Annotated in this window: 1 protein-coding gene; it reads left to right on the forward strand. The window is 65.7% G+C overall.

Going from position 1 to position 1224, the window contains the following annotated elements; genetic code table 11:
• Positions 1 to 328: 328 nt before the first annotated feature.
• Positions 329 to 1224: serine/threonine-protein kinase (locus LQV16_RS23485; RefSeq protein ID WP_229996230.1), on the forward strand; the 896-nt coding region annotated here is incomplete at its 3' end.

Genomic DNA, 1224 nt, shown 5'->3' on the forward strand with positions numbered 1-1224 from the left:
CCCTAACGCATGCCACCGCTCCCATCAAGGTGCTGTAACCGCCGGAGCGAGGTCGTTGGGTCCGCTGGGGGACCCAACGGCATGCTCCGGCTCCGGCGGACGGGCACCCGCGGATGAGCGGACCGTCAATAAGTACGTCACGTAATGCGCTTCAATACAGGGACCGGCGCCTTTGCCGCAGTGAGCAAATCTGCTGCCTGAACACATCTGCCGCATCGAACTGATCTGCTGCACTGAACAGATCTGCTGCACTGAACAGAAGCGCATACCCGTCCCCCGTATCATTCTTTAGGAGCGCCGCCGGTGCGCACACGGAAGGTATGGGGAAATCGTGGACAGTTCGCCCAACAGCGTCACGGCGGAGCCCCTGGGTGGCCGCTATCAGCTGGGGGAGTTGATTGGCCGGGGCGGCATGGCGTCGGTCTACGCTGCCAAGGACCTGAATCTTGGCCGGGACGTTGCCCTAAAACTCTTCGCGCCTCAATCAGCTGATCCTGACGAGCTTCGCCGCCAGGAGGCAGAGATCCAACTGCTGGCAACCCTGAGCCATCCAAGCCTGGTGACGCTGTTCGACGTCGGGACGGACACCCGGGTTCCCGACGAACCCCGGCCCTTCCTGACCATGGAACTCGTAGACGGCCAGGATCTGCGGACCCGGATCCGCCACAGTCCCCTGCCGCTGGACGAGTTGGCCGTGGTCGGCGCAGGGATAGCCGACGCCCTCGCTTACGTCCACGGGCTCGGCATCGTCCACCGGGACATCAAACCCGCCAACATCCTCCTGGTGCCGGTCCGGCCAGGCGAGCCGCTTCGGCCCAAGCTCACAGACTTCGGCATTGCCCGGATCATCGATGGGACACGGCTTACGTCCACGGGAACCCTGGTGGGAACGGCCGCCTATCTCAGTCCGGAACAGGCCCGCGGCGCCGATCTCGGACCAGCGAGTGACATCTACTCCCTGGGCCTGGTCCTGCTCGAATGCCTCAAGGGCGATGTGGAGTACCCGGGAAGCGCCGTCGAATCCGCCGTGGCCCGTTTGCACCGCGCACCCGTCATCCCGGACGCCGTGCCCGAGGAGTGGGCACAGCTAATCCAGGCCATGACAGTCCTCGACCCGTTGGACCGCCCCTCGGCCGCCGAACTCGAGGCTGCCTTCCGGACCGCCCTCGTTTCCCCCGGGTCCCTGCCGGGGCCCGTCCAAGCGGAGCCCACCCGGACACTCCC

The sequence above is a fragment of the Arthrobacter sp. Bi26 genome, assembly GCF_918697925.1.
GTDB lineage: Bacteria > Actinomycetota > Actinomycetes > Actinomycetales > Micrococcaceae > Arthrobacter.